This is a genomic window from Pseudomonas pergaminensis (assembly GCF_024112395.2).
In the GTDB taxonomy this organism is placed as follows: Bacteria; Pseudomonadota; Gammaproteobacteria; order Pseudomonadales; family Pseudomonadaceae; genus Aquipseudomonas; species Aquipseudomonas pergaminensis.
Window position 1 is genome coordinate 967,472 of sequence record NZ_CP078013.2, and the last position, 24,878, is coordinate 992,349.

Consider the following 24,878-nt stretch of genomic DNA (forward strand, 5'->3'; position numbering starts at 1 on the left):
GGAATCTCCTCAGGCGGCGTTCTTGAGTTTCGGGTCCAGCGCGTCGCGCAGGCCGTCACCCATCAAGTTGATTGCCAGCACGCTGAGCAAAATAGTCAAACCAGGCAGGCTCACCACCCACCAGGCGCGTTCGATGTAGTCACGGGCCGAAGCCAGCATGGTGCCCCACTCCGGGGTTGGCGGTTGTACGCCAAGGCCCAGGAAGCCCAGGGCCGCGGCGTCGAGGATCGCCGAGGAGAAGCTCAGGGTGGCCTGGACGATCAGCGGCGCCATGCAGTTAGGCAGCACGGTGATGAACATCAGGCGTGGCAGGCCGGCGCCGGCGAGGCGGGCGGCAGTCACATAGTCGCGGTTCAGTTCGCCCATCACCGCCGCGCGGGTCAGGCGGACGTAGGACGGCAGCGACACGATGGCGATGGCGATCACGGTGTTGATCAGGCCAGGGCCGAGGATCGCGACGATGGCAACGGCCAGCAGCAGCGACGGCAGGGCCAGCATGATGTCCATCAGGCGCATGATGGTCGGGCCGAGCAGGCGCGGGAAGAACCCGGCGAACAGACCCAGCAGGATCCCCGGGATCAGCGACATCACGACCGACGACAAGCCGATCAGCAAGGACAGGCGCGAGCCCTGGATCAGGCGCGAGAGCAGGTCACGGCCCAGTTCATCGGTGCCGAGCAGGAACTGCATCTGCCCGCCTTCCAGCCAAGCCGGCGGGGTCAGCAGGAAGTCGCGGTACTGCTCGCTTGGGTTATGCGGTGCAACCCACGGGGCAAAGATCGCGCAGAACACGATCAGCAACATGAACAGCAGGCCGGCAACCGCGCCTTTGTTCTTGGAGAAGGCTTGCCAGAATTCTTTGTACGGGGACGGGTACAGCAGGCTTTGATCGACTGCTGACACTTGAGTAGGTGTGGTCATGGTCATGATCTCAGCGCTGGTGACGGATGCGTGGGTTGGCGAAGCCGTAGAGGATATCCACCACGAAGTTCACCAGGATCACCAGGCAGGCGATCAGCAGGATGCCGTTCTGCACCACCGGGTAGTCCCGCGCGCCAATGGCTTCGATCAGCCATTTGCCGATGCCGGGCCAGGAGAAGATGGTTTCGGTCAAAACCGCACCGGCCAGCAGGGTGCCGACTTGCAGGCCGACCACGGTCAGTACCGGGATCAGCGCGTTACGCAGGCCGTGCACGAACACCACGCGCGCCGGCGACAGGCCCTTGGCCTTGGCGGTGCGGATATAGTCTTCACGCAGGACTTCGAGCATCGACGAACGGGTCATCCGCGCGATCACCGCCAGCGGGATGGTGCCGAGCACGATGGCCGGCAGGATCAGGTGGTGCAGGGCGTCGAAGAAAGCGTCTGGCTCGTCAGCCAGCAGGGTGTCGATCAGCATGAAGCCGGTGCGTGGCTCGATGTCGTAGAGCAGATCGATACGCCCGGAAACCGGGGTCCAGCCCAGGCTCACCGAGAAGAACATGATCAGGATCAGGCCCCACCAGAAGATCGGCATCGAATATCCCGCCAGGGAGATGCCCATCACCCCATGGTCGAACAGGGATCCTCGCTTCAAGGCCGCGATCACCCCGGCCAACAGGCCCAGGATACCGGCGAACAGCAGGGCGGCCATGGACAGTTCCAGGGTCGCCGGGAAGAGTGCGGTGAATTCGGTCCACACGCTGGTGCGAGTACGCAGCGATTCGCCAAGGTCGCCCTGGGCCAATTTGCCGACGTAGTCCAGGTATTGCGCATACAACGGCTTGTTAAGGCCAAGGCGTTCCATTGCCTGTGCGTGCATCTCGGGGTCGACGCGCCGCTCGCCCATCATGACTTCGACGGGGTCGCCAGGGATCATGCGAATCAACGCAAACGTGAGCAACGTTATGCCGAAAAACGTAGGGATCAGTAACCCCAGTCGGCGGGCAATAAAGCTAAACATCTTGTCGTGTACCTCAATCAGCCGGTTAGGCAGGTTCGGCACCGTCAGTGTCGACGGTGCCGAGCGTTTTTCTTATTTACTTCACCTGGGTAGTGGCGAAGTTATTGTTCGTCAGAGGGCTTTGGGTATAACCCTCGACGTTCTTGCGCATGGCGGTGAACATTTTCGGGTAAGCCATGGGGATCCATGGTTGGTCCTTGTCGAAAACGTCCATGGCTTGTTCATAGAGTGCAGCGCGTTGTGCGGGTTCAGCGACAGCGCGCGCCTTGTCGATCAAGTCTTGAAACTCTTTGTTACACCAGCGCGCGTAGTTTTCGCCGTTTTTCGCTGCATCGCAACTCAGGTTCGGCGTGAGGAAGTTATCCGGGTCGCCGTTATCCCCCGCCCAACCGGCGGACACCATGTCGTGCTCGCCGTTTTTAGCACGCTTGAGCATTTCGCCCCATTCCATGACTTTGATATTCACCTTCAGGCCAATCTGCGCCAGATCTGCCTGCATGCGCTGGGCGCCGAGCATCGGGTTAGGGTTGGTCGGGCCGCCGCCGTTACGGGTGAACAGGGTGAACTCGGTGCCTTCCGGCACGCCGGCTTCCTTGAGCAGGGCGCGGGCCTTGTCGAGGTCGCGCGGTGGGTTTTTCAGCTTGTCGTTGAAGCCCAGCAGCGTGGGGGGAAACGGGCCGGTGGCATCGACAGCGTTGCCTTTGCCGTACAGCGATTCGTTGTAGCCTTTTTTGTCGAACGCGATGTTGATCGCATGACGCACCCGCGCGTCGCTCATGTACTTGTGGGTGGTGTTCAGTGCGGTGTAGGCGGTGGTCATCGCCGCCAGTTCATCGACCTTCAGGTTCGGGTCTTTCTTGATGCTGGGCAGGTCATCCGGCTTGGGATATAGCGCGACCTGGCATTCGTTGGCCTTGAGCTTCTGCAGGCGCACGTTGTTGTCGACCGCAATGGCCAGGATCAACGGGTCGGCCGGCGGTTTGCCACGGAAGTACTCCGGGTTGGCCTTGAAGCGTACCTGGGCATCTTTCTGGTAGCGGATGAAGATGAACGGGCCGGTGCCGATCGGCTTGCTATTGAGCTCATCGGTCTTACCGGCGGCGAGCAGTTTGTCGGCGTATTCAGCGGAGTGGATGGCGGTAAACGGCATCGCGACATCGGCCAGGAACGGTGCTTCAGGGCGCGTCAGGGTGAAGACCACCGTGTGGTCATCAGTCTTCTCGACACTTTTGAGCAATTCCTTGAAGCCCATGCTTTCGAAATAGGGGAAACCCGTGGTGGATTTGTTATGCCAAGGGTGTTTCGGGTCCAACTGGCGCTGGAAGCTCCAGAGCACGTCATCGGCATTCAAGTTGCGCGTGGGTTTGAAATAGTCGGTGGTGTGGAACTTGACGTCATCGCGCAGATGAAAGGTATAGGTCAGGCCGTCGTCACTGATTTCCCAGGTCTTGGCGAGCGCGGGAACGATTTCAGTGGTGCCTGGCTTGAAGTCCACCAGACGGTTAAACATGGTTTCAGCGGCGGCGTCTGCGGTCACGGCCGTGGTGTACAGGACCGGGTCGAAACCTTCCGGGCTGGCTTCGGTGCAGACAACCAGTGGTTTGGCCGAAACGCCGATCGCCACGCTCAACAGCGCGGCGGCCATGGTGGCTTGTAGCGGAAGCATTTTCATTCATAGCCCTCTGCAATCGATGGGACCAGACAAGCGTAGACGGCGGGCTCGTCCTGAGCCCGCCGTTTACCTGGCGCTAATTAAAGAATGTTGAACGGGATGGTGGTGACCAGGCGGAACTCTTTGATGTTGCCGTCAGCTTGTTGGGCGCTGGCGCGGTGAGTCACGTAGGTGCCACGGATCGTAGTGGCCTTGAGCGGGCCGCTCTGAATTGCGTAGGAAGTACCAACGCCGTATTCCTGGTGTTTCTCGCCGTCCATCAGGCGCAGGTCGCTACGCGATGCGCCGGCTTCGCCGTAGGCGGTGCCGTTGTAGTGAGTACCGTCGATGCCCCAACCGCGCGCCGAGTAGACGTTGAACTTCAGGCCTGGCACGCCGTATTCGGCCATGTTGATGGCGTAGGCGATCTGGAAAGACTTCTCGTTCGGGCTGTTGAAGTCCGAAGTCAGGGAGTTTGCCAGGTAGATGCCGTTGGTTTCGTGCAGGTAGTCGAAGTACTCGTCACCGTTCACTTCCTGGTACGAGAAGGTCAGGCTGTGGGCCTGGTGGGTCAAGCCCAGGGACAACGAGTAAGTGTCGTTGTCGATGTTGCCCATCTTCTTGCTGCCGGTGTCGGTGGTTTTGTAGTAGTTCAGGCCGGTGGTCAGTGCCAGGGTCTGTGCATCACCCAATTCGTGGGTGGCACCGAAGTAGTACTGGTTCCAGAAGTCTTCGACGTTAGCGGCGAATACGCTGGTTTTCAGGCTCTTGAACGGCTGGTAGTTGAAGCCCAGGGTTTTGACCTTGTCGGTTTCCTGGCCATTGCCGTACTCGGAACGGAATTTCGACAGGCTTTGTTCGGTACGCGGCGAAACGCGATCGAAGATGCCGCCCTGGAACGACAGGTTGCTGAACTCTTCGCTGTTGAAGCTCACACCTTCGAAGCTCGATGGCAGTGCACGGTTGCCGATGGTGTCGACAATTCCGCTGCTGAAGTTCTGGCGACCGGCGGTCAAGGTTGTGTTGGACACGCGGAATTTGACGTTAGCCAAGCCCAGCTTGCTCCACTGGCCTACAGCGTCACCGAAGGAGTGAGCCAGGGTACGGTTGGAGCCGCCGGCGATGTCTTTTTGGTCCCGGTCGAGCGCAATGTAGTTGTAAGCGGCGACTTCGGTACTCACGCCAACCGTGCCTTGGGTGAAGCCCGAGGTGTAGTTGAGGATGGTGCCTTGGGCCCAGTTGTAGCGGCGGGAAACCCTGGTGGTTACATCATTGGCTTTATCGGCTTCATTTTTGTAATAACCGAACTTCTGGCCACGAAATTTCATTTCGTTGGAGTACCAGTTACGGGTCGTGCCGCCCAGGCTTTGACCATCAATAAAGCCCTTGGCCTCGCTTTGGGCGCTGGCGCCGGCCAATGTGGTTGGAACGAAGTCCTGGCTGGCGGTTTCAGCGTAGGCGGTTGCCGTGATGCTGCTGATGGCCAGGGCCAGAAGCGCTTTGCTGCTCAGTTTCATGGGTGAAGCTCCTTTGGTTCTCTTTTTAATGCCGGTCTTTTTTGGTGATCCGGCTATTGGGTGTGTAACTCGTTCAAGCCATGGCAAACGTTTGGCGTAGGAAAAATCCCAACAAAAGGCCGCGCGTTTGCAGCAAGGCGGGGCTCGCCCTGCGCAATCCGGTTATTTTCTTATGGGGTGATACTGACGCCCGAGAACACGTTCCGGCCGAAGGGGCTGACCTTGAACCCTTCGACTTTGGCGCTTAACGGCTGGTTGACCGTCGAGTGGGCGACTGGCGTGATCGGCACCTGCTGCTTGAGCAGTTGCTGCGCCTGTTTGTACAGAACAGTCCTTTGTTCGCGGTCGGTCACGACCTTGGCTTGCTTGATCAGCTTGTCGTACGCCGGGTCACACCACATGGAGTAGTTGTTCCCGCCGATGGCGTCGCAGCTGTAGAGGGTGCCCAGCCAGTTGTCCGGGTCACCGTTGTCGCCGGTCCAGCCGATCAGGCTCACATCGTGCTCACCGTTCTTGGTGCGCTTGATGTACTCGCCCCATTCGTAGCTGACGATCTTGACCTTGAGGCCGATCTTGGCCCAGTCGCTTTGCAGCATCTCGGCCATCAGCTTGGCGTTGGGGTTGTACGGCCGTTGTACCGGCATCGCCCACAGGGTGATCTCGGTACCTTCCTTCACGCCGGCGGCCTTGAGCAGTTCCTTGGCTTTTTCCGGGTTGTAGGCGGCGTCCTTGATGCTGTCGTCGTAGGACCACTGCGTCGGCGGCATGGCGTTGACCGCCAGTTGCCCCGCACCCTGGTACACGGCGTTCAGGATGCTCTGCTTGTTCACCGCCATGTCCAACGCCTGGCGCACTTCGAGCTGGTCGAAAGGTTTGTGGCGCACGTTGTAGGCGATGTAGCCGAGGTTGAAACCCGGTTTGGTCAGCAGTTGCAGGTTCGGGTCGGCCTTGAGGGCATCGACGTCAGCCGGGCGCGGATGCAGGGTCACCTGGCATTCGCCGGCCTTGAGCTTTTGCACCCGCACCGACGCGTCGGTGTTGATGGCGAAGATCAACTGGTCCAGCTTGACCTTGCTCGGGTCCCAGTACTGTTTGTTGGCCACGTAACGGATCTGCGAATCTTTCTGATACCGCTGGAACACGTAGGGGCCCGTGCCGATCGGCTTCTGATTGATGTCGCTGGGCTTGCCGGCCTTGAGCAACTGCTCGGCATATTCGGCCGAGAGGATCGCGGCGAAGCTCATGGCGATGTTCTGGATAAATGCGGCGTCCACTGTGTTCAGGGTGATCACCACGGTATGCGGATCGGTTTTCGCGACCTTGGCGATGTTCTTGTTCAGGCTCATCCCGTTGAAGTACGGAAACTCGGTGGGGTAGGCCTTGCGGAACGGGTGGTCGGGGTCAAGCATGCGGTTGAAGGTGAACAGCACGTCGTCGGCGTTGAAGTCGCGCGTCGGCTTGAATTCCTTGTTGCTGTGGAATTTCACCCCTTCACGCAGGTGAAAGGTGTAGGTCAGTCCGTCTGGCGAAATATCCCACTTGGTTGCCAGCGCAGGTACGACACCCGTCTCGCCCTTTTCAAACTCAACCAGGCGGTTGTACAGCGGCTCGGCCGCATCGTTATCGGTGGCGGTGGTGTATTGCGCGGTGTCAAAGCCTGCCGGGCTGCCTTCCGAGCAGAACACCAGGCTCCGCTTGTCGGCGGCGTGGCCCATCATGGCCGCAGCCAACAGGCTGGTGCCAAAAATTGCGGATAGAACGGTGGTATGGCGCATGACGATCCCGATCCTTGTTTGTAATTGTCATCAGCGAGCAATCACCCCGGCGTGCCAGGGCGACATCACTGATCCCACACGCAGCAAGTGCCTATCCATGTAAGGAGCTTCCGCTGTCCTACGACGTTATGGGTCGTGGACCTGGCAGTAAATGCACCAAATTGGATTGACCTTGTAGGCAACGGAGACACACATCGCAGTTCATTGCTGTAGGACGCAACGATTTCGAGCGTGGTCTGTTTCCTACGGTCCAGGCGGATGCAATAACGGCGACGTTATGAAACGTCGCCGTCATGGCTTCTTACTTGCCGCTTACGCTCACGCCGTAGAAAGAGTTCAAGCCAAACGGGCTGATCTTGAAGTCCTGCACGGTGTTGCGCATGGGTTGATACACCGTCGAGTGCGCGATAGGTGTCATCGGGACTGCATCTTTGAGGATATGTTGCGCCTGCTTGTACAGCTCGGTGCGTTTGGCGACGTCCGACGTAGCCTTGGCTTCTTTCACGATGCCGTCGAATTTCTTGTCGCACCATTTCGAGAAGTTGTTACCGGACAGCGAGTCGCAGCCGAACAGCACGTTCAGCCAGTTGTCCGGGTCACCATTGTCACCGCTCCAGCCAATGATCATGGCTTGGTTCTCGCCACCTTTGGAGCGCTTGATGTACTCGCCCCACTCGTAGCTGGTGATCTTCACGTTGAGGCCGATCTTCTTCCAGTCGTTTTGCAGCATTTCTGCCATCAGCTTGGCGTTCGGGTTGTACGGACGCTGAACCGGCATGGCCCACAGAACGATTTCAGTACCTTCCTTGACGCCGGCTTCCTTGAGCAGCGACTTGGCTTTCTCAGGGTCGTACTTGGCGTCCTTGATGGTGGTGTCATACGACCATTGGGTCGGCGGCATGGCGTTGACGGCCAGTTGGCCGGCGCCCTGGTACACGGAATCGATGATCTGCTGCTTGTTCACCGACATGTCCAGCGCCTGGCGTACGCGCAGGTCAGCCAATGGGTTTGGCTGGTCGCTGCCCTTGACCTTGTCCATGACGTTGTAGGCGATATAGCCCAGGTTGAAACCGGCCTGGTTCGGCAGTTTCAGGTCCTTGTCCGCTTCCAGCGCCTTGAGGTCGGCCGGACGTGGGAACAGGGTGATCTGGCATTCGTTTTTCTTCAGCTTCTGGATACGCACCGACGGGTCGGTGGTGATGGCGAAGATCAGGTTGTCGATCTTCACGTCTTCAGGTTTCCAGTAGTCCTTGTTGCCGGTGTAACGGATGTTCGAGTCTTTCTGGTAGCTCTTGAACACGAACGGGCCAGTGCCGACCGGCTTCTGGTTGATGTCCGCAGCCTTGCCTTCTTTCAACAGTTGGGCGGCGTATTCAGCCGACTGGATCGAAGCGAAGCTCATTGCCAGGTTCTGGATGAAGGCGGCGTCCACGGTGCCAAGGGTGAACTTGACGGTGTGTTCATCGACCTTCTCGATGTTCTTGATGTTGGTGTCCATCCCCATGTCCGTGAAGTACGGGAACTCGGTGGGGTAGGCTTTGCGGAACGGATCGTCCTTGTTGATCATGCGGTTGAACGTGAACAGCACGTCATCGGCATTGAAGGTACGGGTCGGCTTGAAGTACGAGGTGGTGTGGAACTTGACGCCATCACGCAGGTGGAAGGTGTAGGTCAAGCCATCCGGGGACACGTCCCAGCTGGTGGCCAACCCAGGAATCACAGCGGTGCCGCCGCGTTCGAACTGGGTCAGGCGGTTGAACATGGTTTCGGCCGAGGCATCGAAGTCTGTTCCGGTGGTGTACTGGCCTGGGTCGAAACCGGCCGGGCTCCCTTCGGAGCAGAACACCAGGTTAGTCGCCGCTTGGGCGAAAGGAGCTGCGGCCATAAGGCCAGCGCTAACAATTAACGGAATGACTGCGTGTTTAAGCATGTTGGCCTCATGATTTGTTGTCATTTTTGGTGGTGAGGGCGACCTCGTGAGTCGGCCTGCGGATACTTATGCAGGCGCCATACCCATTGCAAGATGCTGAACCGTTGTGAGGGTGAAACAGTGGTACGAACGTACAGGAATGTCGCAATTATGAAAGTTTGTACATATTTGCGCATATTTTGAGGGTTTTTTCGGTGCAACTGACGCACCAAAAATGACCAACCGAGGCGTCTAGCGCACTCGGTTGGGGCGCTGCTGTTACTTATCTAGACTCACACCATAGAACGGCGTCAGGCCAAAGGGGCTGATCTTGAAGTCCTGCACTTCCTTGCGCAGCGGTTGGAAAACCGTCGAGTTCGCAATAGGCGTTATAGGTACTTGTTCCTTAAGGATTTTCTGAGCCTGTTGATACCACTTGATGCGCTGCTCGCGGTCATTACTGACCTTGGCTTGCTGCACCAGCTTGTCGTAGGCCGGGTTACACCATTTGGCGTAGTTGCTGCCCTTGACCGCGGCACAACTGTAGAGCACGCCCAGCCAGTTATCCGGGTCGCCATTGTCACCGGTCCAACCATAAATCATGGCGTCGTGCTCACCGTTTTTGGCCCGCTTGATGTATTCGCCCCACTCATAGCTGACGATATTGGCCTTGATGCCAATCTTTTCCCAATCCTGCTGGATCATTTGTGCGGACATGCGCGCGTTGGGGTTGGAGGCGCGTTGCACGGTCATTGCCCACAGGTTGATGGTGGTGCCTGGTGCAACCCCTGCTTCTTTTAGTAGCGCCTTGGCCTTCACTGGATCGTGAGGTGCGTCCTTGATGCTGGGGTCATAAGACCACTGCGCAGGTGGCAGCGCGTTCTGCGCCAATTGCCCGGCGCTCTGGTACACGGCCTTGATAATTGCCGGCTTATCGATGGCCATGTCCAAGGCCTGGCGCACCTTGAGTTGGTCCAGCGGCGGGTGTGTCACGTTGTAGGCCAGAAACCCCAGGTTGAAACCGGCTTGCTGCAGCACGCGCAAGTTCGGGTCCTGCTTCATCACTTCTATATCCGCAGGGCGCGGGTAACCGCTGACCTGGCATTCCCCGGCCTTGAGCTTTTGCAGGCGCGACGCGGCGTCCGGGGTAATGGCGAACACCAGGTTGTCGAGTTTCACATCCTCGGGCTTCCAATACTGTTTGTTGGCCACGTAGCGGATCTGCGAGTCCTTCTGGTAACGCTTGAACACGAACGGCCCGGTGCCGACCGGTTTCTGGTTGATCTCTTCGGCCTTGCCTTGCTTGAGCAGTTGCGCGGCGTACTCGGCGGATTGCACCGAGGCGAAGCTCATGGCCAGGTTCTGCACAAACGACGCATCGACGTTATTCAGGTTGAAGCGCACGGTGTGTTCGTCGAGTTTGTCGACGCTCTTGATCGTGGTGTTCAAGCCCATGTCGGTGAAGTACGGCGACTCGGAGGGGTAGGCCTTGCGGAATGGGCTTTGCGCATCCAGCAGGCGATTGAAGGTAAACAGCACATCATCCGCGTTGAAGTCGCGGGTAGGGGTGAAGAAATCGGTGGTGTGAAATTTGACGCCATCGCGCAGGTGGAAGGTGTAGGTCAGGCCGTCTTTGGAGATGTCCCAACGGGTCGCCAGACCCGGTTCGACTTCGGTACCGCCGCGCTTGAACTGGGTGAGGCGGTTGAACACGGTTTCGGCAGAGGCATCAAAATCGGTGCCGCTGGTGTACTGGCTGGGGTCGAAACCGGCGGGGCTGGCTTCGGAGCAGTAAACCAGGGTGCTGGCGGCCTGGGCCAGCGGCATGAAGGCCAGCAGGCCTGCGGCGAGGATGAGCGGTTTTAAGGCAATTCTTTCCATGGAGACCCCTGAGGTGGCAGGTAAATGCTGCCCGAACGAAAAACGGCGGTAACCGAGGTTACCGCCGTTAAGCATTTTCAGGTAGATGGCCGAGGGGCAACGCTAATCACGCCTCGTTTTTTCACCATGTTTAAGGTGTTTTAACCGATATTTCGAAATGGGTCGGCGCATTTTTGTCGATCGTGTAGCGGCTGCCCGCCGAGGGGGTGTGGTGAATAGTAAAGGTGCGCCTGGCCTGGACGTTTATGTTGTCCAACGCGCCCTCTTCTGTGTGCATGAGACGATAGTTCCCGGAAGCCGTCACGTGGGTGACATTTTTGGAGGGGTCGTAGTCGATGTGAAAGTGCACATGGTCACGATTACTGATAACTACGTTATCAGTTAATAGGCGGTTTTCGAATTCGCCAGAGGCTGTTTTATGTGCAAAAAATGGCTCCATGGCTGGTCCCATGGATCCCTGGTGAGCCACTTCGGAAATACGTGCACGCAATTCTGGATCTGGAATAAGTTGTTCGAATTGTTTGATCTTGTCAGCTTGTATTTCCTCGGCGGAACTGCGCCCTGTGCTACTCAACGTGTGTTCCGTACTCCCAGTAGGTGTCGTCGTTCGGATGCTGTAATTACTTCGATTGGAATCTTTTACAAAGCCATCATAGTAGTCACTTCCACCTTCATAAGGCGTAGCTTTTTCGCCCGCCAGAACTGCAAAGTTTTCCTCTTCCTGTGTCCATGAAACGTTGAGGCTCTGCTTGATCGCACCCTGTTCTTCGTAGTTAGTCGTGGACAAAACATAGTCTGTTTTTGTGTCGAAATTAAAGTACTTGTCAAAAGGTTCGGCACCCTGGATTTTCGAACCTTCGACTGTGACGAATTGATCGGAAAACTTGGGCGGTATCTTCAACTCGTTACTCGGGGTCGGCGATGGCGTACGCTGCCACGGCCACTTGCGCGCGCCACCTGGGCCAATTTCTCGGGCCCATTCGCCGTCCAGTGTGGAATGCACGGTCATCACTGGCTTGCGCGTCGAACGATCAATGATCTGTACATAATCATTGCTCAGTTTGAAATCACCTTTGATCTCATACACCTTGGGAACGCCGGTGGCATCGGTGTAACGGATGAGCCATTGGTCCGTGCCATCAGCGGCTTTGACTTGATAGATACCTTTTGAATTGCGAGTTGCCCCTTCGATCAGTTGCTCGCCGTTCGGCACTGCGTGCTGACTGATGTTAGCTGCCTGTATCGGCCTGAGTCGATTAACGGGGGGCTCAACGACGATGGGCTTCTCTGGCGTCTCGACGTCTGGCACCACTGGCTCTTTGACGGAAGCCTCGATGCTATCGCCGACCAGATGGGTCGCCCCCTGCTCGGCCTTTATCAGTTTGCTCGCGCCACCGGCGATGACGGGGGCCGCATTCAGTACACCGAATACAATATGGTCTGCGCCACCGGGCTTGCCATGCTTGAGGTCGTCTGCACCAATCCCGGCTTCCGCCGCCCCGGCTGTGAGATAAAACACCTCCAACCCCACTGCCACTTCGGGCATGACGGCGGCCAGGGGCGTCATCATCAACGCGATTTTTGTGGTGGTCTCCAACACTTCCAGGATAGTGGCTTTGGTGACGTCGCCATCCGTGGTTATTTCGGTCTCGGCATCGTCGTATGAGCGTTTTTTCTGCCTTTGGGTCATTTCGATGAAGGGGTCCCCAGCCAGCGGTTCAACTTTAATGAACTGCTCTGGGTCGAATTCATTCAGGCGTTCCAGAACGCTGGCATCGGGTGCATCCTTTTTCGACCAGCCGCCGATCCCTACCAGCGTTTGATTGACCCCTTCAGAGAAAAAGCGATCAGCCTGATCGCGCTGGGAGAAGTGCATCGATAAGGCTTCACGTTTGACCGGGTCCGCCGCCTGTTCCGCCAACCAGGTTTTCATCTGTGACGGGCTGTCGAACCCATGAATCGGCGAGGAGTTTCCGGGTATGTAAAGCAGTGTACGGTTGATCGGCTTACCGTTCGTATCGAAGCTGGTTTTCTTGTCAGTGATAGTCAGCAAGCTCACAGACTTGAAGCTATTGATGCTCAACAAGCCTACCTGCACGTCGGGATCCTTGGTGGCGGCGGGGCCCAGATCGTCCAGCTTCAGGTTCTTCCAAGTCGTGTTCGACGGCAGGCCGGCGGCGCGCATCACCAAATCGGTATCACGGGCGTTCAAACTATCGTTCTCAAATTGCCCCAAGGCACTCGCCACTAGGGACGCTTTGCTCATTTGTTCGTATTTGTGCTGATGGGCGGGCCAGAACTCATTCAGGAACTGGGTGTAGGGTTTGCTGAACTCAGTGTTCCACACGATGTTTCGGAAGGCCGCAGGTTGATGGGGCAACAGGTTTGTCGTGTTGTACACCTCCCGTTGACCGGGCTGCGCGCCAACAAATATGCCTTCGTAGGTCGTTGGCTGATGCGCGACTGTATCTATCTGGTCAACTATTGCGGGTACAGGGAGCACGGGCGCCAGCCGATCGAGCCAGGTGTGCAGGGTTGATCGTTTTTTTTCGGCTGGGGTCTGGTGTTCGTCGTTGTGATTGGCGCGCTGTACGTTATGCAGTGCGGCTTGGGTCAGGGATATTTTGTTTAAGACTTTGCCATTCGTAGGCTTTGGCTTCTTGGGGTCGTAGTTCAACGTGACGATAAACGTTTTATCGGGATCTAAATCCTTCCCCCAACGCTTCTTTAACTCTACTTGAATAATCTCTGCCGTGTTCTGGCTGGGCGTCTTGAACCCAGCAGTCGATTTGGCGATGTACTTCTCTATCCCAGGGTTATAGGGCAGACCCGGAATAAGCGTTTCGTGATGATTGCGACGCTTGGGGCTTTTTTGGCGGGCCTCATGTTCGGCATTAGCGGGCGTTGCGTTTGAGGCTGGGGTTGTCGAGGCGTTCGTTGTTTCGGGTGCGGATGTAAGAACAGGGGGTAAAGACGTCGTGATCATTCTGTATCGCTCTTGGCAAGTGAGCCTCCCTGGCATTGGTTTGTTCGATACATGCGTGGGAAATGATCGCGTTGACGTTCCTGCCATCTGTTCCGTATATCTGTTTGGATATTACGGCTAACACTTTTTGAAAAGTGTGAGGTGGGTTAGTTGTGCTGCTGTATTGAGTCGGGGCACATATAAAGAGCGTTGTACGAATGGATGTGAGGAAGTATGTTTGTAACGAACAATATGTACTGAATTATCTGGTAGCGGTTGCGCCCATAAAAAAGGCGCATCCACAAGGTTGCGCCAGCTATCAGGCCTTCAGTTGGCTGAACGGGTACTGACGCCGTTGTTACAGACCCGTTCGCCTCAGTCAGCGCGTTATTGCAGTACTTCAATCACCCCATCAGCACTCATGCTGACCTGGCTGGTGCCGGCTTCCACCTCAGGCGTGGGTGCGGAATCGGCCATCGCGGCTTTCATCATCATCCCGCCACGGGCGTAAGGCATCGGGTAGCCATTGGTGTTGAAGTTCAGGTTGACGATCTTGTAGCCCTTGCCGCCCAACGCATCGGTGGCCAGTTGCGCGCGTGCTTTAAATGCAGCGACCGCGTCCTTGAGCAGTGCATCTTCGCTGGACTTGCGCGTGGCGTCGGCGATGGCGAAGTCCATGTTTTCCATTTTCAGGGTGTTCAGCAGTTCGCCGGTGAGCTTGGACAGTGCCGGGAAGTCCGCGCTTTCCAGGCGCAGTTCGGCACGCTCGCGCCAACCGGTGATCTTCTGGTTCTTGTTGTCGTAGATCGGGTAGCTGTTGCGGCTGCCCTGGCGCAGGGTCACGCCTTTGACTTCGCGGGCCTGGCCCAGCGCCTTGTTCAGGGTAGTGGTGATTTCGGCGGCGAGTTTGGCCGGGTCGCTGTTCTGGGATTCGGTGTACAGCGTCACGATCATCTTGTCGCGGGCCACCTCCTGGCTGACCTCGGCGCGCAGGGAAATCTGGTTGTAGTTCAGTGCGTCAGCGGCCAGTGCTGGCAGGCTGACCAGGGTGCCCATGCTGAGGGTGATGGCGGCTGCACTGCGAGTGAAACGAGACATGGAAGCTCCTTGAGATAGTCGTGTTGGGTATGACTGTAGACGGTGGGGTGGGGTTCTTCGGGTTTACACATTAGCTACAAGTTGCGGGGGTGCCGACGAACGGTCATTTGCCCGGCCTGCGGCAAAGAGCCACACGCGCCGTGCCAGCCGGCCTGCTTCGTTTATACTCCTGCCGATCCGCCTGCAGCGCTCACCGGGAGAGCTCATGCTCGCCGCCGTAAAACTGACTTCCGCCACTCGCCAGAACCTCTGGCGCCTGACGTTCATCCGTACCCTGGTCCTGGCCGCACAGGCCGGCTCCGTCGGGCTCGCCTATTGGTTCGACCTGTTGCCGCTGCCGTGGCTGCAACTGGGAGTGACCCTCGGCTTTTCCATTGTGCTCTGTGTGTTCACCGCCATCCGGTTGCGCACCACGTGGCCGGTGACCGAGTTGGAATACGCCCTGCAGTTGGCTTGCGACCTGTTTATCCACAGTGTGTTGCTGTATTTCTCTGGCGGTTCCACCAATCCGTTTGTTTCGTATTACCTGGTGCCATTGACCATCGCCGCCGTAACCCTGCCGTGGCGCTATTCGGTGGTGCTGTCTGGCATTGCCCTGACCCTGTACACCCTGCTGCTGGCGCGCTTCTACCCGCTGCAAACTTTCCCCATCGCCCGGGAAAACCTGCAGATCTACGGGATGTGGCTGAGCTTTGCCCTGTCGGCTGCGGTCATCACCTTCTTCGCCGCGCGCATGGCCGAGGAGCTGCGCCGCCAGGAAGAACTGCGCGCCATTCGCCGTGAAGAAGGCCTGCGCGATCAGCAGTTGCTCGCCGTCGCCACCCAGGCCGCCGGCGCCGCCCATGAACTGGGTACGCCGCTGGCCACCATGAGCGTGCTGCTCAACGAAATGACCCAGGACCATCACGACCCGGCGCTGCAGGAAGATCTCGGTGTGCTGCGCGAACAGGTCAAGCAGTGCAAGCAGACCTTGCAACAACTGGTACGTGCCGCCGAAGCCAATCGCCGCCTGGCAGTGGAGATGCAGGACGTGACCCAGTGGCTCGACGAAGCCCTGAACCGTTGGCACCTGATGCGCCCCGAAGCCAGCTACCGGTTTCATCTATTGGGGCAGGGCACCGTGCCACGCATGGCGCCGCCACCGGATTTGACCCAGGCGCTGCTCAACCTGTTGAACAACGCCGCTGACGCCTGCCCCGAAGGCTTGGGCGTACAGCTGGACTGGGATGCGGAAGACGTGACCATCAGCATTCGTGACCACGGCGCGGGCGTACCGTTGGCCATTGCCGAACAGATCGGCAAACCCTTCTTTACCACCAAGGGCAAAGGCTTCGGCCTGGGCCTGTTTTTGAGCAAGGCCAGCGTGACCCGCGCGGGCGGCTCAGTGAAGCTCTATAGTCATGAGGAAGGTGGCACGCTCACCGAGCTGCGCCTGCCCCGTGTCGCACGAGGAGATATCGATGAGTGACGAGATCCAAGTCGAAGGCGAAGAACTGCCGCACCTGTTGCTGGTAGATGACGACGCCACCTTTACCCGCGTGATGGCGCGCGCCATGAGCCGGCGCGGTTTCCGTGTCAGCACCGCTGGGTCGGCCGAGGAGGGCTTCACCATCGCCCAGGCTGACCTGCCGGACTACGCCGCGCTCGACCTGAAGATGGACGGCGACTCCGGCCTGGTGCTGCTGCCCAAGCTGCTGGAACTCGACCCGGAAATGCGCGTGGTGATCCTCACCGGTTACTCCAGCATCGCCACCGCCGTCGAGGCGATCAAGCGTGGTGCCTGCAACTACCTGTGCAAGCCGGCGGACGCCGATGACGTACTGGCCGCCTTGCTCTCCGAACATGCCGACCTCGACACCTTGGTGCCGGAAAACCCGATGTCGGTGGACCGCCTGCAGTGGGAGCACATCCAGCGTGTGCTGACCGAGCACGAAGGCAACATCTCCGCCACTGCCCGCGCCCTGGGCATGCACCGCCGTACCTTGCAGCGCAAGTTGCAGAAGCGCCCGGTACGCCGCTGAGGCTGATCTGAACAACAGCTGAACAATCTGCTTCAGGCCGCACGGAGCCTCGAACCGATCAACTATGATCGGTTCGAACGCCTGTCACATTTTCTTACAGAGCCTGAACGATGAATCAGAACGCTGAGTATTCCGCGGTCAACGACGCGGTGCGTGGGCAATTTTTACGGCGGGTGTGGGGGCTGATTACGCCTTATTGGCGCAGCGAAGAAAAGGCCAAGGCCTGGCTGCTGCTGTTGGTAGTGCTGGGGTTGTCGCTGTTCAGTGTCGCCGTGTCGGTGTGGTTCAACAGCTGGAACCGTGATTTCTACAACGCGCTGGAAAACAAGGACTACGACGCCTTTACGCACTTGCTGATGTACTTCAGCGTGATTGCGGTGGTGTCGATCGTGACCGGCGTGTTTACCTCCTACCTGCAACAGATGCTCACCATCCGCTGGCGCCGCTGGCTGACGGAAACCTATTTCGCCCAGTGGCTGGGCCATAAGAATTACTACCACCTGGAATACGGCGGCTACACCGACAACCCCGACCAGCGTATCTCCGAAGACCTCAACGCCTTTACCAGCAGCACCCTCACGCTGGGCTTGGGCTTTATCGCCAACCTGGTGAGCCTGGTGTCGTTCTCGGTGATCCTGTGGGGCGTGTCGGGCAGCATCGAAGTGTGGGGCATCACCATTCCCGGCTACATGTTCTGGGCCGCGTTGGTCTACGCGGTGGTTGGCAGTTGGTTAACCCACCTGATTGGGCGAAAACTGATCGGCTTGAGCAACCGCCAACAACGCTTTGAGGCTGACTTGCGTTTCAGCCTGGTGCGGGTACGGGAGAACGCGGAAAGCATCGCGCTGTTCAATGGCGAGCCTAACGAACATCAGCAATTGAGCGCGCGTTTCGGGCGAGTGTGGAGCAATTTCTGGAGCATCATGCAGCTCAAGAAGCGCCTGAACTTCTTTACCAGTGGTTATTCCCAGATTGCGATCATCTTTCCTTTTGTGGTCGCGGCACCTCGTTACTTTTCCGGAAAGATCGAACTGGGTGTGTTGATGCAGGTTGCCCAGGCGTTTGGCAGTGTGCAAGGCAGCCTGAGTTGGTTTGTCGATGCCTATACGCTGTTGGCCAGTTGGCGCGCCACCTGTGATCGTCTGTTGAGTTTCGGCCAGGCCATGCAGGACAACGAAACCCGCACCATGGGCATTGGCCTGCAGCATCAGGGCGGCAACTTGCAGGTCAAGGACCTGAGCCTGGACCTGGCCGACGGCCGCCATTTGCTGCAGGGTGCCGACCTGACCGTCGCCGAAGGTGAGCGCTTGATGCTCAGTGGTCGCTCGGGCAGTGGCAAATCGACCTTGTTGCGCGCGATGGGCAACCTATGGCCCAACGGCCATGGCAACATCCGCCTGCCAGCCGAGCGTTATCTGTTCCTGCCGCAAAAGCCTTACTTGCCGATCGGCACGTTAAGGGCGGTATTAAGTTATCCACAGGAGGACAGTGTTTACCCGGCAGAGCGTTATGCACAGGTCCTGGAAACCTGCCGCCTGCCGCACCTGGTCGGGCGGTTGGATGAAGCCAATCACTGGCAGCGCATGCTCTCGCCGGGCGAACAGCAACGCCTGGCCTTTGCCCGGGCGTTGCTGTTCGCGCCGCAATGGCTGTACATGGACGAAGCCACGTCGGCCATGGATGAAGAGGATGAAGCGACGCTGTATCAGGCGCTGATCGACGAGTTGCCGGGGTTGAGTATCGTCAGCGTCGGCCATCGCAGCAGCCTCAAGCGCTTCCATGGTCGGCATGTGCGGATCGAGGGCGGCCAATTGCAAGAGCAACCCGTGTCCTGACACGGTCCTTGTAGGAGCCGGATCTCTATCCAACAAAAAGCCCGGCTGATCATCGATCAGCCGGGCTTTTCAGTGCTTGAAGATGATTTACTTCTTCAAACCGTAATGCGCATCCAGCATGCCTGGGGCGTTCGGCGTTTTTGGCGCGTAGTCCCGTGGTGGTTCCTGGTTTTCCCGGGGTGGGGTCAGGCGTTCCCGTGGGGTTTGCGGGGCATCGGAATGCAACGCGGCCAGCAGGCGCTGACGGGTGATGTCGTCGAGGGCCAGGCGGTTGGCGCCATCGGCGAGGTGATCCTGTACTTCCTGGTAGCTCTGGGTGAGCTTCTTGACCAGGGTCGCGGTGCTGTTGAAGTGGGTAACAACCTCGTTCTGATAACTGTCAAAACGTTCCTGAATGTCATCCAACTGACGCTGCGTGCGGTTAGGCGCGGCATTCGGCAGCAAGCGAGCAACCAGGAAACCAATGGCGACACCGGCAACCAGGGCAAGAGTCGGCAACAACCAAACTAAGAGCGAGTGTTCCACGAGTCCTTCCTCTATAAACGGCTTTGCTTTACGTTAACGGCTCGGACCTGCGCTGTATACCGCGATTAAGCTCGCAATGATGCCAAGCACAGACTTTTAGCTAGACGAGTCGACCCCTTGAGAGGTCACGGAGTTCATTCCTTGCTCATGCGTGAAACCCCCGTTTTGATCGATGGCCCGGTAGGCCAATTGGAAGCCTTGTACCTGGATCACCCCGAGCCACGTGGCCTGGCGCTGATCTGCCACCCCAACCCGGTGCAGGGTGGGACCATGCTCAATAAAGTGGTATCGACCCTGCAACGCACCGCCCGCGATGCCGGTTTGATTACGTTGCGTTTCAATTACCGTGGCGTCGGCGCGAGTGCCGGTACCCACGACATGGCCACCGGTGAAGTGGACGATGCCGAAGCGGCTGCCACCTGGCTGCGGGCAAAACACCCTGATTTGCCGATCACCTTGCTTGGTTTTTCCTTCGGTGGCTATGTTGCGGCGAGCCTCGGTGGTCGCCTGGAAGCCAAGGGTGAAAAGCTATCGCATCTGTTTATGGTTGCCGCGGCGGTGATGCGCCTGCGCGATACCGATGTGTTGCCACAAGGCTGCCCGCTGACCCTGATCCAGCCGGAAACCGACGAAGTGGTCGACCCGCAGCTGGTCTACGATTGGTCCGCCGCCCTGAAACGCCCCCATGAGCTGCTGAAAGTGGCAGAATGCGGACACTTTTTTCACGGCAAGCTGACCGATCTCAAGGATCTGGTACTGCCGCGCCTCTCGAATTGATAGCAGTCTGATAAGCGATTACCCATGACGACTCGTACCCGTATCCTCACCGGCATCACCACCACCGGCACGCCGCACCTGGGCAACTACGCCGGTGCGATCCGCCCGGCGATCCTCGCAAGCCAGGACGCCAATGCCGATTCCTTCTACTTCCTGGCCGACTACCACGCCCTGATCAAGTGCGATGACCCGCAGCGCATCCAGCGCTCGCGCATGGAAATCGCCGCGACCTGGCTGGCCGGTGGCCTGGATGTGAACCGGGTGACCTTCTATCGCCAGTCGGACATCCCGGAAATCCCCGAGCTGACCTGGCTGCTGACCTGCGTTGCCGCCAAGGGCCTGCTCAACCGCGCCCATGCGTACAAGGCCTCGGTGGACAAGAACGTTGAGGCCGGCGAAGACCCGGATGCGGGCATCAGCATGGGCCTGTACAGCTACCCGGTGCTGATGGCGGCAGATATCCTGATGTTCAACGCGCACAAGGTGCCGGTCGGTCGCGACCAGATCCAGCACGTGGAAATGGCCCGCGACATCGGCCAACGCTTCAACCACCTGTTCGGCAACGGTAAAGAATTCTTCACCATGCCCGAGGCGTTGATCGAAGAAAGCGTCGCCACCTTGCCGGGCCTGGATGGCCGCAAGATGTCGAAGAGCTACGACAACACCATCCCGCTGTTCACCAGCGCCAAGGACATGAAGGACGCGATCTCGCGGATCGTCACCGACTCCCGCGCGCCGGGCGAAGCCAAGGACCCGGACAATTCGCACCTGTTCACCCTGTACCAGGCGTTTGCCAGCAAGGCCCAGGAAGAAGAGTTCCGCGCCGAGCTGCTGCAAGGGCTGGGTTGGGGCGAGGCGAAAAACCGTCTGTTCCAACTGCTCGATGGCCAACTGGGCGAAGCCCGTGAGCGCTACCATCAATTGATGTCGCGCCCATCGGACATGGAAGACTTGCTGCTGATCGGCGCCAAGAAGGCGCGTGCCGTGGCCGCTCCGTTCCTGGCTGAACTGCGTGAAGCGGTCGGCCTGCGTTCGTTCGTCAACCAGGCGGCAGCGCCGGTCGCGGCCAAGAAGAAAGCCGCGAAAGCCGCGCGCTTCGTGAGCTTCCGTGAAGACGACGGCAGTTTCCGCTTCCGCCTGCTGGCCGCCGATGGTGAGCAACTGCTGTTGTCGCGCAACTTTGCCGATGGCAAGGCGGCAGGCGCAGTGACCAAGCAACTGCAAAGCGGCGACGCGCTGGACCTGCGCACCGAGGCCCTGGGCTTCAGCGTATGGTTGGACGGCGTGGCGGTGGCGGACAGTGCGGAATTCGCCGACGAAGCGTCTCGCGATGCGGCCATCGCTGCTCTGCGCGTCGCGTTGACCCCCCTCGAGGATTAACCCGACCAAGGGTTGATTGCCATTATCCAGGGCCGTCGTTACAGTGACGGCCCGTTTTTGTTGCCTTGCTAACGAAATTATGACGCCCCTAGAACGATATCAAGCTGATCTGAAACGCCCTGAATTCTTCCATGACGCGGCCCAGGAAAACGCGGTGCGTCATTTGCAGCGCCTGTACGACGACCTGATCGCGGCCTCGCAGAACAAGCCAGGGATGTTCAGCAAGCTGTTTGGCAAGAAAGACCACACGCCGGTCAAGGGCCTGTACTTCTGGGGCGGCGTAGGCCGGGGCAAGACCTATCTGGTCGACACCTTCTTCGAGGCGCTGCCGTTCAAGGAAAAGGTCCGGACGCACTTCCACCGCTTCATGAAGCGCGTGCATGAAGAGATGAAGACCCTGCCGGGCGAGAAAAACCCGCTGACCATCATCGCCAAGCGGTTCTCCGAAGAAGCCCGGGTGATCTGCTTCGATGAATTCTTCGTCTCCGACATCACCGACGCCATGATCCTTGGCACCTTGATGGAAGAGCTGTTCAAGAACGGTGTGACCCTGGTCGCCACCTCGAACATCGTGCCTGACGGCCTGTACAAGGACGGCCTGCAACGCGCGCGTTTCCTGCCGGCCATCGCGCTGATCAAGCAGAACACCGAGATCGTCAACGTCGACAGCGGCGTCGACTACCGCCTGCGTCACCTGGAGCAAGCGGAGCTGTTCCACTTCCCGCTGAACGAAGCCGCCCACGAAAGCCTGAAAAAGAGCTTCCGCGCCCTCACGCCGGAATGCACCCAGGCGGTGGAAAACGACAAGCTGATGATCGAGAACCGCGAAATCATCGCGCTGCGCACCTGTGATGACGTGGCCTGGTTCGAGTTCCGCCAGCTGTGCGACGGCCCGCGTAGCCAGAACGACTACATTGAACTGGGCAAGATCTTCCACGCGGTGATCCTGAGTGGCGTGGAGCAGATGAGCGTCACCACCGACGACATCGCGCGACGTTTCATCAACATGGTCGACGAGTTCTACGACCGTAACGTCAAGTTGATCATCTCGGCGGAAGTCGAGCTCAAGGACCTGTATACCGGCGGGCGCCTGAACTTCGAGTTCCAGCGCACGCTGAGCCGCTTGCTGGAAATGCAGTCCCACGAGTTCCTGTCGCGTGGGCACAAGCCGTAAGCAAATCTTCAGAAAAATGGAGATCAAAATGTGGGAGCTGGCTTGCCTGCGATAACGGTCTGTCAGCCAGCTTATCTGCTAGCTGATACACCGCTATCGCAGGCGAGCCAGCTCCCACACTAGTTTTGTGTTTGCCTCTGCTCAGGCAGCCTGCTGAAACTGCTGGCGATACTGGTTCGGCGACAACTCCGTGTGCTGCCGGAACAGCCGCGCAAAGAAACTCGCATCGTCGTAACCCACCTCATAACTGATGGTCTTGATGCTCTTGCGGCTGCCCGAGAGCAGGCCTTTGGCCGTTTCGATACGCAGCCGTTGCAGGTAATGCAAAGGCTTGTCGCCGGTGGCAGTCTGGAAGCGGCGCATGAAGTTGCGGATGCTCATGCCGTGTTCCCGGGCCACGTCTTCGAAGCGGAATTTGTCGGCGAAGTGTTCTTCGAGCCAGTGCTGGATCTGCAGGATGATCACGTCCTGATGCAGCTTTTGTCCGCCAAACCCGATGCGTCCCGGTGCATAGCTGCGCTGTACTTCATAGAGAATGTCGCGGGCCACGGCCTGGGCGATGTTGGCGCCGCAGAAACGCTCGATCAGGTAGATGTAGAGGTCGCACGCCGAGGTGGTGCCGCCGGCGCAATACAGGTTGTCGGCGTCGGTGAGGTGCTTGTCCTGGTTGAGTTGGACCTTGGGGAAGCGTTCGCTGAACGCATTGAAGAAGCGCCAATAGGTGGTCGCCTCCTTGCCATCGAGCAGGCCGGCTTCAGCCAGCCAGAACACCCCGGTGGCTTCGCCGCACAACACCGCACCGCGTGCGTGCTGATCGCGCAGCCAGGGCAACACCTGCGGGTAGCGTGTGCACAAGGCGTCGAAGTCATCCCAGAAGGCTGGCAGCACGATGATGTCGGCGTCTTCCAGGCCGCCGTCCACCGGCATGATCACATCACTGAAGCTGCGCACCGATTGACCGTCGGGGCTGACCAGGCGCGTTTCAAACGCGGGGGTCAGGCCCAGGCCTTGCTGTTTGCCGTAACGCAGGCTGGCGAGATGGAAGAAATCCTTGGCTTGCATGAGGGTTGAAGCGAATACCCGATCAATGGCCAAAATGCTGACGCGCCGCAACGGCGTGGAGATTTGGTTAGACATAATTTCATTTATTCTTATAGGGGAAAGTGGTCACCAGACGGCTGGATCGTCTTATTTTTTGTCGCATGTGTCCAGTGTCCCGTGCTGCCTTCGCGGCATAGTCTCTGTGGGCTCGTCTTTGTCCGACAATCCACGCAGGTGACCCATGATTCCCAGAACCTTGTTCAGCCCGGAACACGAACTCTTCCGCGAGAGCGTGCGCACCTTCCTCGAAAAGGACGCTGCGCCGTTCCATGGGCAATGGGAGAAGCAGGGCTACATCGACCGCAGTTTGTGGAGCAAGGCGGGGGAGGCGGGCATGCTGTGTTCGCACTTGCCGGAGGAATATGGCGGGCTGGGCGCGGACTTCCTGTACAGCGCGGTGGTGATCGAAGAGATCAGCCGGCTGGGCCTGACCGGCATCGGTTTTTCCCTGCACTCGGACATTGTTGCACCGTACATCCTGCATTACGGCAGTGAGTCGCTGAAGCACAAATACCTGCCCAAATTGATCTCCGGCGAGATGGTCACGGCCATTGCCATGACCGAGCCGGGGGCCGGTTCCGACCTGCAAGGCGTCAAGACCACTGCTGTGCTGGATGGCGATGAGTACGTGATCAACGGCTCCAAGACGTTCATCACCAATGGCTACCTGGCTGAGTTGGTGATCGTGGTCGCCAAGACCGATCCCAAGGCGGGCGCCAAGGGCACCAGCCTGTTCCTGGTGGAAGCCGACACGCCAGGCTTCGACAAGGGTAAGCGCCTGGAGAAGGTGGGCATGAAGGCCCAGGACACCTCGGAGCTGTTCTTCCAGGATGTGCGGGTGCCCAAGGAAAACCTGCTGGGCCAGGCGGGCATGGGCTTCGCGTACTTGATGCAGGAGTTGCCCCAGGAGCGCCTGACCGTGGCGATTGGCGCGTTGTCGTCAGCCGAGGCGGCGTTGCAATGGACCCTGGAATACACCCGCGAGCGCAAGGCGTTTGGCAAGGCGATCGCGGACTTTCAGAACACGCGCTTCAAGCTGGCGGAGATGGCCACCGAGATTCAGATCGGCCGAGTATTCGTCGACAGGTGCATGGCGTTGCACCTGGAGGGCAAGCTGGATGTGCCCACGGCGGCGATGGCCAAGTACTGGGCCACCGACCTGCAATGCAAGGTGCTCGATGAGTGCGTGCAACTGCACGGCGGCTACGGCTTTATGTGGGAGTACCCGATTGCCCGGGCGTGGGCGGATGCACGGGTGCAGCGCATTTATGCGGGGACCAATGAGATCATGAAGGAGATCATTGCGCGGGCGCTTTGAGCTTGTGGG

18 protein-coding genes are annotated in these 24,878 nt (G+C 58.7%); 7 read left to right on the top strand and 11 right to left on the bottom strand.

Going from position 1 to position 24,878, the window contains the following annotated elements; translation table 11 throughout:
* Positions 1-9: 9 nt before the first annotated feature.
* From KUA23_RS04360 to KUA23_RS04400, 9 genes are all read right to left on the bottom strand, one after another.
* Positions 10-921: an ABC transporter permease subunit gene (locus KUA23_RS04360; RefSeq protein ID WP_003188486.1), complete on the bottom strand. Its 912-nt coding sequence runs from the start codon at positions 919-921 to the stop codon at positions 10-12.
* 10 nt (positions 922-931) lie between these two features.
* The gene (locus KUA23_RS04365; RefSeq protein WP_017739471.1) at positions 932-1,942 is read right to left on the bottom strand and encodes an ABC transporter permease subunit; all 1,011 of its coding nucleotides are present in this window, start codon (positions 1,940-1,942) and stop codon (positions 932-934) included.
* Between the two features lie 76 nt (positions 1,943-2,018).
* Positions 2,019-3,614, bottom strand: coding sequence for an ABC transporter substrate-binding protein (locus tag KUA23_RS04370; RefSeq protein ID WP_078046856.1), 1,596 nt, complete (start codon positions 3,612-3,614; stop codon positions 2,019-2,021).
* 80 nt (positions 3,615-3,694) lie between these two features.
* Complete coding sequence (locus tag KUA23_RS04375) at positions 3,695-5,110, bottom strand: OprD family outer membrane porin (protein WP_252993500.1); 1,416 nt, start codon at positions 5,108-5,110, stop codon at positions 3,695-3,697.
* 170 nt (positions 5,111-5,280) lie between these two features.
* Positions 5,281-6,885 (bottom strand): ABC transporter substrate-binding protein, encoded by a 1,605-nt coding sequence (locus KUA23_RS04380; RefSeq protein WP_078046858.1) that lies wholly within the window; start codon positions 6,883-6,885, stop codon positions 5,281-5,283.
* A 301-nt stretch (positions 6,886-7,186) separates the two neighbouring features.
* Positions 7,187-8,815: an ABC transporter substrate-binding protein gene (locus KUA23_RS04385; RefSeq protein ID WP_078046859.1), complete on the bottom strand. Its 1,629-nt coding sequence runs from the start codon at positions 8,813-8,815 to the stop codon at positions 7,187-7,189.
* A gap of 258 nt (positions 8,816-9,073) precedes the next feature.
* A complete protein-coding gene (locus KUA23_RS04390) occupies positions 9,074-10,675 on the bottom strand; it encodes an ABC transporter substrate-binding protein (protein ID WP_214496637.1) in 1,602 nt (533 codons plus the stop codon).
* Between the two features lie 130 nt (positions 10,676-10,805).
* Entirely contained in the window at positions 10,806-13,661 is a 2,856-nt protein-coding gene (locus tag KUA23_RS04395; protein ID WP_252993501.1) for a dermonecrotic toxin domain-containing protein, read from the bottom strand.
* Between the two features lie 366 nt (positions 13,662-14,027).
* Positions 14,028-14,738 (bottom strand): SIMPL domain-containing protein, encoded by a 711-nt coding sequence (locus KUA23_RS04400; protein WP_100491492.1) that lies wholly within the window; start codon positions 14,736-14,738, stop codon positions 14,028-14,030.
* A gap of 205 nt (positions 14,739-14,943) precedes the next feature.
* Here KUA23_RS04400 and KUA23_RS04405 point away from each other — a divergent pair, with 205 nt between their 5' ends.
* The 3 genes from KUA23_RS04405 to KUA23_RS04415 all read left to right on the top strand — a co-directional run bounded on the left by KUA23_RS04405 (position 14,944) and on the right by KUA23_RS04415 (position 18,594).
* On the top strand, positions 14,944-16,206 hold the full coding sequence (locus tag KUA23_RS04405) for an ATP-binding protein (protein ID WP_058423028.1): 1,263 nt from the start codon (positions 14,944-14,946) through the stop codon (positions 16,204-16,206).
* Positions 16,199-16,759 carry a response regulator transcription factor gene (locus tag KUA23_RS04410; protein ID WP_010213178.1) on the top strand — a complete coding sequence of 187 codons (561 nt, stop codon included), beginning with the start codon at positions 16,199-16,201 and terminating at the stop codon, positions 16,757-16,759. The genes KUA23_RS04405 and KUA23_RS04410 overlap by 8 nt, the downstream gene beginning before the upstream one ends.
* A gap of 110 nt (positions 16,760-16,869) precedes the next feature.
* Positions 16,870-18,594, top strand: a complete 1,725-nt coding sequence (locus KUA23_RS04415; RefSeq protein ID WP_100491491.1) for an ABC transporter ATP-binding protein/permease — start codon at positions 16,870-16,872, stop codon at positions 18,592-18,594.
* An 87-nt stretch (positions 18,595-18,681) separates the two neighbouring features.
* Here KUA23_RS04415 and KUA23_RS04420 read toward each other — a convergent pair whose 3' ends face one another.
* Complete coding sequence (locus KUA23_RS04420) at positions 18,682-19,119, bottom strand: Z-ring associated ZapG family protein (protein ID WP_078046864.1); 438 nt, start codon at positions 19,117-19,119, stop codon at positions 18,682-18,684.
* Between the two features lie 147 nt (positions 19,120-19,266).
* Between KUA23_RS04420 and KUA23_RS04425 the strand changes: the two genes are divergently transcribed.
* The 3 genes from KUA23_RS04425 to zapE all read left to right on the top strand — a co-directional run bounded on the left by KUA23_RS04425 (position 19,267) and on the right by zapE (position 22,450).
* Positions 19,267-19,896, top strand: a complete 630-nt coding sequence (locus KUA23_RS04425) for an alpha/beta hydrolase (RefSeq protein WP_078046865.1) — start codon at positions 19,267-19,269, stop codon at positions 19,894-19,896.
* Between the two features lie 24 nt (positions 19,897-19,920).
* A complete protein-coding gene (locus KUA23_RS04430) occupies positions 19,921-21,276 on the top strand; it encodes a tryptophan--tRNA ligase (protein ID WP_078046866.1) in 1,356 nt (451 codons plus the stop codon).
* 79 nt (positions 21,277-21,355) lie between these two features.
* Entirely contained in the window at positions 21,356-22,450 is a 1,095-nt protein-coding gene (zapE, locus tag KUA23_RS04435) for a cell division protein ZapE (RefSeq protein ID WP_034102154.1), read from the top strand.
* Between the two features lie 141 nt (positions 22,451-22,591).
* Here zapE and KUA23_RS04440 read toward each other — a convergent pair whose 3' ends face one another.
* Positions 22,592-23,512: a GlxA family transcriptional regulator gene (locus tag KUA23_RS04440; RefSeq protein WP_178076864.1), complete on the bottom strand. Its 921-nt coding sequence runs from the start codon at positions 23,510-23,512 to the stop codon at positions 22,592-22,594.
* Positions 23,513-23,732: 220 nt separating this feature from the next.
* Between KUA23_RS04440 and KUA23_RS04445 the strand changes: the two genes are divergently transcribed.
* A complete protein-coding gene (locus tag KUA23_RS04445; protein WP_252993502.1) occupies positions 23,733-24,869 on the top strand; it encodes an acyl-CoA dehydrogenase family protein in 1,137 nt (378 codons plus the stop codon).
* Positions 24,870-24,878 lie beyond the last annotated feature (9 nt).

Bases quoted from the DNA above. Each gene is read 5' to 3' on its own strand.
- KUA23_RS04360 (WP_003188486.1), bottom strand. From the start codon at position 921: ATGACCACACCTACTCAAGTGTCAGCAGTCGATCAAAGCCTGCTGTAC.
- KUA23_RS04365 (WP_017739471.1), bottom strand. From the start codon at position 1,942: ATGTTTAGCTTTATTGCCCGCCGACTGGGGTTACTGATCCCTACGTTT.
- KUA23_RS04370 (WP_078046856.1), bottom strand. From the start codon at position 3,614: ATGAAAATGCTTCCGCTACAAGCCACCATGGCCGCCGCGCTGTTGAGC.
- KUA23_RS04375 (WP_252993500.1), bottom strand. From the start codon at position 5,110: ATGAAACTGAGCAGCAAAGCGCTTCTGGCCCTGGCCATCAGCAGCATC.
- KUA23_RS04380 (WP_078046858.1), bottom strand. From the start codon at position 6,885: ATGCGCCATACCACCGTTCTATCCGCAATTTTTGGCACCAGCCTGTTG.
- KUA23_RS04385 (WP_078046859.1), bottom strand. From the start codon at position 8,815: ATGCTTAAACACGCAGTCATTCCGTTAATTGTTAGCGCTGGCCTTATG.
- KUA23_RS04390 (WP_214496637.1), bottom strand. From the start codon at position 10,675: ATGGAAAGAATTGCCTTAAAACCGCTCATCCTCGCCGCAGGCCTGCTG.
- KUA23_RS04395 (WP_252993501.1), bottom strand. From the start codon at position 13,661: ATGATCACGACGTCTTTACCCCCTGTTCTTACATCCGCACCCGAAACA.
- KUA23_RS04400 (WP_100491492.1), bottom strand. From the start codon at position 14,738: ATGTCTCGTTTCACTCGCAGTGCAGCCGCCATCACCCTCAGCATGGGC.
- KUA23_RS04405 (WP_058423028.1), top strand. From the start codon at position 14,944: ATGCTCGCCGCCGTAAAACTGACTTCCGCCACTCGCCAGAACCTCTGG.
- KUA23_RS04410 (WP_010213178.1), top strand. From the start codon at position 16,199: ATGAGTGACGAGATCCAAGTCGAAGGCGAAGAACTGCCGCACCTGTTG.
- KUA23_RS04415 (WP_100491491.1), top strand. From the start codon at position 16,870: ATGAATCAGAACGCTGAGTATTCCGCGGTCAACGACGCGGTGCGTGGG.
- KUA23_RS04425 (WP_078046865.1), top strand. From the start codon at position 19,267: ATGCGTGAAACCCCCGTTTTGATCGATGGCCCGGTAGGCCAATTGGAA.
- KUA23_RS04430 (WP_078046866.1), top strand. From the start codon at position 19,921: ATGACGACTCGTACCCGTATCCTCACCGGCATCACCACCACCGGCACG.
- zapE (WP_034102154.1), top strand. From the start codon at position 21,356: ATGACGCCCCTAGAACGATATCAAGCTGATCTGAAACGCCCTGAATTC.
- KUA23_RS04440 (WP_178076864.1), bottom strand. From the start codon at position 23,512: ATGCAAGCCAAGGATTTCTTCCATCTCGCCAGCCTGCGTTACGGCAAA.
- KUA23_RS04445 (WP_252993502.1), top strand. From the start codon at position 23,733: ATGATTCCCAGAACCTTGTTCAGCCCGGAACACGAACTCTTCCGCGAG.